The sequence below is a fragment of the Frankia sp. CpI1-P genome, assembly GCF_001421075.1.
GTDB lineage: Bacteria > Actinomycetota > Actinomycetes > Frankiales > Frankiaceae > Frankia > Frankia torreyi.
The window spans coordinates 1-6,283 of the sequence record NZ_LJJX01000112.1; the positions used below are offsets into that span (position 1 = coordinate 1).

Sequence of the window (6,283 nt, forward strand, 5' to 3'; positions counted from 1 at the left end):
ATCTGGACGTGCTGCTGGCGTTCTACGACTACCCCGCCGAGCACTGGGTGCACCTGCGGACCACGAACCCGATCGAGTCCACGTTCGCGACCGTGCGCCACCGCACCCGCGTCACCAAGGGACCGGGATCACGAGCCGCCGGGCTGGCGATGGCGTTCANGCTCATCGAGGCCGCCCAGGCCCGCTGGCGNGCGGTCAACGCACCCCACCTCGTCGCCCTCGTCCGCGCCGGCGCCGTCTTCGAAGCCGNCCAGCTCGTCGAACGACCCNCCACCACACCCGTCAACCAAGCCGCTTAACGATCACCATCCACAGGTCTTGACAATTCCTCAAGTTGACTGGACGAAGCGCGAAAGAGCGTTACTGCACCAGCGTGGCTGTTCACCGCCTGTCCCACGCTCTGCGCCATCTGGGCGATCGCTGTGGCTCTGAGGGCCGCTTTCCAAGTTGGTCCAAGGTCCACCTGAGCGCGCGGGTGGTGGCGAGGGTGTGGGGGTGGTCGGAGCCGAGGGCGGTGNGTTGGCGGGTGAGGGCGTCGTCGCGCAGGGCGCGTGCTGTGCTGTGCTCGCCAAGCTCGTTCAGGCTGACCCCGAGGTTGTGGGCGGTGGCTTCAACGTAGCTGTTCAGCTGAGGTCGAGGCTGAATGTGCTGTTCAGGCCGGGTGTGCGGCGGGTGGGAGCCAGGGGCCCGTGGTGAACAGTTGGACGAGGGCGTCGAGGGTGTCGACGCCCCATTTGCTGGCGGTGGACAGGTAGGACTGCACGATGGCGAAGTCCGCGAGGCCGGTCAGGGTTCGCCAGCAGCCACCGGAGACCCGTTGTTGGATCTTGACTGGTCGGACGTCACGTTCCGCGAGATTGTTCGAGAAGGGGACCGTCAGGTCGGTCGCGAACCGGAGGATCATGTCCTCGTAGCGGCGGAACCGGCGGATCAGAGTCCGGGCGTCCTGCGCGAGGGGGCTTCGTTTCCCCTGGTTGTCGGTCTCACCGCGGGCGAGCGCGCCGAGGTGGTGGTTGCGGATCTCGGCGAAGATAGCCGGGTCGAGGGCATGGTGGCCGGCCGCGCGGGCGGCGGTCGCGGCGTGGTGGGCGTCGAGCAGGGTGGTGGCCAGTGCGTCGGCCCAGACCTGCCCGGGCGGGTCACCGTCGTGGACCTGGCGCAGGTCCCGCAGCAGGTGGGCGCCGCACCAGGCGTGCAAGGCCCCGGCCAGATGGGCGTAGCCGCTGTAGCCGTCCCGGACCAGCACCCCGGTGAAGGCGGGCCAGACCCCGCCGGCGTCGATCGTGGCGGCTGAGCGGTCCCCGACGTGCATCACGGTCAGGTAGTCGGTGCACGCGACGTGCAGGTAACGCAGGGCGCCGTCGGCGCGGGCGGTGGTCTCGTCCGCGTGCGCGACCGGCGCGGCGGCGACGAGCGCCCGCACCCGGGGCAGGAACGTGACCTCCAGCAGGCGGGCGGCCCGGCCCCGCACGGTGGCGACCCAGCCCGTCGAGACCGCGGCGCCGGCCAGGACGGCGAGCACCCGGCCGGCCCGGCGGACCGGGAGGTGCTGGGCGCACACCAGCCAGACCGCCCGCGCAAGCAGGCCCGGCCCGTAGCCGACCCGGCCGGTCACCCCCGCCGGGGCGTCCGCGCTGGTGGTCGCCGTACAGCACGGGCAGACCCGCGCCACGACCCGATACTCGGTCACATACGGCCTCGGCGGCGGAGGCGGGACGTCGAACACCTGATGACGGCGCACCCCGAACACCGGCGCCCCCGCCAGAGAACCACCGCACCCCGCGCACGACGACGGGTCGAGCGTGACGACCTCGTCCGGGTCAGCGACCATGTTCCGGGTCTGGCCGGGCTCACCGGGCTGCTTCCCACGCGGACGGCCCGACGACGACCGCGACGACCGCTTCGGTGCCTTCGTGAACGGGCTGTCCGACGACGGCGGACGCGACGACGTCGAACTGTCCGCGCCAAGCCTGCGTTCGAGCTCGGCGACCCGTGCCGTCAGCCGCTCGATCACCGCGGCCTGTTCCGCGACCAGGCGCACGAGCTCCTCATAGCTCGGCCGGCCGACGGACTCCACCCCCACAACCTAACCGATCTTGACCCGCCGGCAGGCAACCACGAGACCGATCACCAGACAAGATCCGCAAGACAGCCGCTCAACCAAGCTGAACAGCTACGCTTCAACCTTCGGACCACGGTGGCATCGCATCATCGACGAATGCCTACGCATACGACGTGCCGATCATCGTCGGTCCCTCTACCGCAACCCCCTCACCCGACGGACCGAAGCGCTGACCTTCGTAGACATGGTTATCAACGACGCACCCCAACCCTCAGGAACCGGCTAACCGCCCTCCCCGCCCTCAATCCACAGGTATTGACAATTTCTCACGGCGTGCCGCTTGCGGGCTCGCTCGATTTCGCCGGCGCGTTGCTCGGCGAACTTGCCGCCGTCGGCCGCGCTGATCGGGTTCACCCAAACCGAACATCGCCGGCGGCGCTACGCTGCTGTGTCGTGCAGGGGACGCGTCTCGACACTGCTCGGATCCGGGCGGCTCGCCGGGTGATCGACCCGGTTTTTCTCGACACGCCGCTGTACCGCTGCGAGGCGCTGGAGCCCGCCCTCGGGTGCGCGGTGAGCATCAAGCTCGAAACGGCGAACCCGGTCCGCAGCTTCAAGGCCCGCGGTACCGAGGTGGTCGCGAGCCAGCTTGCCGAGCATGGCTCGCGAGCCGTGGTGTGCGCCAGCGCGGGCAACCTTGGCCAGGCCCTCGCCTGGTCCGGTCGCGGCCGGGGGCTCGACGTCACCGTCGTGGCCTCCCGCTTCGCCCCTGCGGCCAAGCTTGATCGCATCCGCGCCCTGGACGCCAGGGTGGAGCTGGTGGACGGCGACTTCGACCTGGCTCGGGAGCGGGCGGCGGCCGTCGCGCGGCACGACGGCATCCGGCTGGTCGAGGACAGCCTGGACCTCGAGACCTGCGAGGGCGCGGCGACCATCGGCCTGGAACTGGTGGGCCCGGAACTGGTGGGCCCGGAACCGGTGGACACCGCGCCGTCGTTCGACGCCGTCCTGATTGCTCTCGGCGGCGGGGCGCTGGCCACCGGGGTGGGTCATGTGGTGAAGGCCCTGGCGCCCGGCGTCGAGGTGATCTGCGTCCAGCCGCTGGGCGCACCGGCGATGACCCTCTCGTGGCGCGGGCGGCGCGTCGTCACCACCGACGCGACGAACACCATCGCGGACGGCGTCGCCGGCCGGCGTCCGATCCCGGCCGTCCTGGCCGACCTGCTCCTGGTCGCGGACGATGCCGTCCTGGTCCAGGAGGCGTCGATCATCGCCGGGATGCGGATGCTGCTCGACCACGCCGGCCTCGTCGTCGAACCGTCGGCCGCGCTCGGCATCGCGGCAATCCTCGAAGACCGTGACCGCTTCGCCGGCCGCCATGTCGTCACCATCGTGTGCGGCAGCAACGTCGACGTGGACGCCTACCACCGCTGGGTCGGTCCGGCTTCCACCCGCAGGCCCTGACCTCTGCGCCTCCCGCTACAGGGTGTTCGCGAGCCGGTCGGCGAGGATGCGAGTGAAGCGGGACGGGTCGGGGAGTTCNCCGCCCTCGGCGAGCAGGGCCATGCCGTACAGCAGCTCGGCCGTCTCGCCGAGAACGTCGGAGTCCGCGTCCTGCTGCTCATGGGCCTTCCGCAACCCCGACACCAGGGGATGAGTGGGATTGAGCTCCAGGATGCGCTTGGGATGCGGCACGTTCTGCCCCATGGCGCGGTACATCTTCTCCAGGGTCGGGGTGATGTCGTAGGTGTCGCCCACGAGGCAGGCCGGTGACGTCGTGAGGCGCGACGACAGACGAACCTCCTTCACCTGCTCCTGCAGGGTCTTTGCCAGCCAGGACAGCAGCTCGGCGAAATCCTTCTGCTGCTGTTCCCGCTCGGGTTCGGCGCTCTCCTTCTCGTCCGCCGTGCCGAGATCGACCTGGCCCTTGGCGATTGAGCGCAGCGGCTTTCCGTCGAACTGCGCCACCCGCTCGACCCACACCTCGTCGACCGGGTCCGTCAGGATCAGGACCTCGTAGCCGCGGGCCTGGAACGCCTCCATGTGGGGCGACTTCTCGACCATCAACCGCGACTCGCCGGTCATGTAGTAGATGTCGTCCTGGCCGTCCTTCATCCGCTCGACGTATTCCCGCAGGGTCGTCGTCTGCTCCGGGTCACGCGTCGACGCGACGGAGACGATGTCCAGGATCGCCTCCTGGTTGTCGACGTCGTCGAGCAGCCCTTCCTTGACGACGGGGCCGAACTCCTTCCAGAAGGTCCGATAGCGCTCGGCGTCGTCGGTCTGCAACTGCCTGACGGTGGAGAGNACCTTCTTGACCAGCCGGCGGCGAACCTGCTGGATCTGACGGTCCTGCTGGAGGATCTCACGCGAGATGTTCAGCGACAGGTCGTGCGCGTCGACGACGCCCTTGACGAAGCGCAGATAGTTCGGCATGAGCGCCTGGCAGTCGTCCATGATGAACACGCGCTTGACGTAGAGCTGGACGCCGCGCCGGCCGTCCTGCGCGAACAGGTCGAGCGGTGCGTGGGACGGGAGGAACAGCAGCGCCTCGTACTCGAAGAGCCCCTCGCCCTTCATGTGGATGGTCTCGAGCGGGTCGGTCCAGTCGTGGCTGAGGTGGCGGTAGAGCTCGTGGTACTCGGCCTGGTCGACCTCGTCGCGCGGGCGCGCCCACAACGCCTTCATCGAGTTGAGGGTCTGGATTTCGGTCGTGGCCGCGCCGGCCTCGCCTGTGCTGGCATCGTTCGTGCCGGCCTCGTTCGTGCGCTCGACGGCCATCCGGATGGGCCACGCGATGAAGTCGGAGTACTTCTTGACGATCTCGCGGATCTTCCATTCGGCGGTGTAGTCGAACAGATGGTCCTCGGTGTCCTCGGGCTTGAGGTGCACGGTGACCGCGGTGCCCTGCGGCGCGTCGTCGACGTCGGCGATGACGTAGGTGCCCTCGCCGCTGGACTCCCACCGCGTGCCGCCGCTCGTGCCGGCCCGCCGGGTCAGCAGCGTGACCGTGTCCGCCACCATGAACGTGGAGTAGAAGCCGACGCCGAACTGCCCGATGAGGTCCTGTGACGCGGCGGCGTCCTTCGACTCCTTCAGCTTGCGGAGCACCTCGGCCGTTCCCGACTTCGCGATGGTGCCGATCAGCTCGACGACGTCGTCCCGGGACATGCCGACACCGTTGTCGCGCACCGTGAGAGTGCGCGTCTCCCGGTCGACCTCGATGTCGATGTGCAGGTCGGACGTGTCAGCCTGCAGTTCTTTGTTGACCAGCGACTCGAGACGAAGCTTGTCGAGGGCGTCGGACGCGTTGGAGATCAGCTCGCGCAGGAAGATGTCCTTGTCCGAGTAGATCGAATGGACCATCAACTGCAGAAGTTGACGGGCCTCGGCCTGAAATTCAAGCGTCTCGATCCGGTTGCTCACGCAGACCTCCATGCGGACACGGGCAGTTCGGGGCAGGATCAACGCGGGGTCCCATGCGGCCGGGGAGGCACTCCTGCGGCGCGCCAACCCGGAGACGGCACAGCGCTACCGGCGTCCCCCATTCGCGGAGTCAAATATTAGCGCAGCCGGACTCGTTCTCACGCGCGCCTTCGGAGCACCTGCGGAGGAGGNGCGGGCCGTGTCCTGATCATCGATGCCGCGTCGGGGAACCTTCGGGCGGCCCCTCAGCCGGGCAGGCGCGCGGTGACGATGTAGGCGGTCTCGCTGAAGAGGAATTCGTCGGCCGCGTCGGCCGCTTCCAGGTCGCTCCACCAGCGGTCGACCTCGGTCGGTGTGACGCCACCGAGACCCTGGTCGGCGGCGGAACGGATCGCGGTCGCGACCTCTCGAAGACGAAGGTCCGCAGCCTCGGCTAGCCCTGTCCTTCGCACGTTCGTGCGATGTGACAGTTCCGTGATCTTTTGGTTGTTCCGTGTCGGGTTTGCCGCGGGGTGGAGTGGTGGGCCTGGCACGGTTCCCGCCTGTGACGGTCGTGGNGGGTTATGGACCTCCGAGCGTGGAGAAGATGCTCGGCGCGCTGCCGGTCGTGCGGGACTTCCTGCGCCGGCTTGGGGTGGCCAGCGTCGTCGACCGACTCTGCCCGGTCCGCGAGGACGCCCGGCTGACCCACGGCCAGGTCATCGAGGTCCTCATCGCCAACCGGTTGACCTGCCCGACCGCGATGGTCCGGGTCGCCGACTGGGCGGCGGCCTGGGCGGTCGAGGAGGTCTTCGA

The 6,283-nt window shown here is 69.0% G+C and carries 6 protein-coding genes and 4 pseudogenes; 3 read left to right on the forward strand and 7 right to left on the reverse strand.

Features of this window, described 5'->3' with window-relative positions; genetic code table 11:
• The coding region (locus tag FF86_RS61405; protein WP_242419928.1) for a transposase at positions 1-159 on the forward strand (159 nt) is incomplete at both ends.
• Positions 160-381: 222 nt separating this feature from the next.
• On the opposite strand, the gene FF86_RS69550 is transcribed toward FF86_RS61405, so the two are convergent.
• The 3 genes and pseudogenes from FF86_RS69550 to tnpC form a co-directional block, all read right to left on the reverse strand.
• The coding region (locus FF86_RS69550; RefSeq protein ID WP_396230207.1) for a hypothetical protein at positions 382-517 on the reverse strand (136 nt) is incomplete at its 5' end.
• A gap of 1 nt (position 518) precedes the next feature.
• Positions 519-645, reverse strand: a pseudogene (locus tag FF86_RS69555) (hypothetical protein); the annotation flags it as partial.
• A gap of 7 nt (positions 646-652) precedes the next feature.
• Positions 653-2,077: an IS66 family transposase gene (tnpC, locus tag FF86_RS30725; RefSeq protein WP_063870546.1), complete on the reverse strand. Its 1,425-nt coding sequence runs from the start codon at positions 2,075-2,077 to the stop codon at positions 653-655.
• Between the two features lie 438 nt (positions 2,078-2,515).
• Between tnpC and FF86_RS30730 the strand changes: the two genes are divergently transcribed.
• Positions 2,516-3,526, forward strand: a complete 1,011-nt coding sequence (locus FF86_RS30730; protein ID WP_044888744.1) for a threonine/serine dehydratase — start codon at positions 2,516-2,518, stop codon at positions 3,524-3,526.
• Between the two features lie 15 nt (positions 3,527-3,541).
• Here the strand turns inward: FF86_RS30730 and FF86_RS63495 are convergent.
• The 4 genes and pseudogenes from FF86_RS63495 to FF86_RS30740 form a co-directional block, all read right to left on the reverse strand.
• Positions 3,542-3,604: hypothetical protein (locus tag FF86_RS63495; protein WP_255355981.1), on the reverse strand; the 63-nt coding region annotated here is incomplete at its 5' end.
• A gap of 1 nt (position 3,605) precedes the next feature.
• Positions 3,606-4,369: pseudogene (locus tag FF86_RS61410) on the reverse strand (molecular chaperone HtpG); the annotation flags it as partial.
• A gap of 1 nt (position 4,370) precedes the next feature.
• Positions 4,371-5,488, reverse strand: a pseudogene (gene htpG / locus FF86_RS61415) (molecular chaperone HtpG); the annotation flags it as partial.
• A 245-nt stretch (positions 5,489-5,733) separates the two neighbouring features.
• Positions 5,734-6,045, reverse strand: a pseudogene (locus FF86_RS30740) (SAM-dependent methyltransferase); the annotation flags it as partial.
• A 29-nt stretch (positions 6,046-6,074) separates the two neighbouring features.
• Between FF86_RS30740 and FF86_RS30745 the strand changes: the two are divergent.
• Positions 6,075-6,283 (forward strand): DUF4277 domain-containing protein (locus FF86_RS30745; RefSeq protein ID WP_313954403.1); only part of this gene is annotated, 209 nt, incomplete at its 3' end.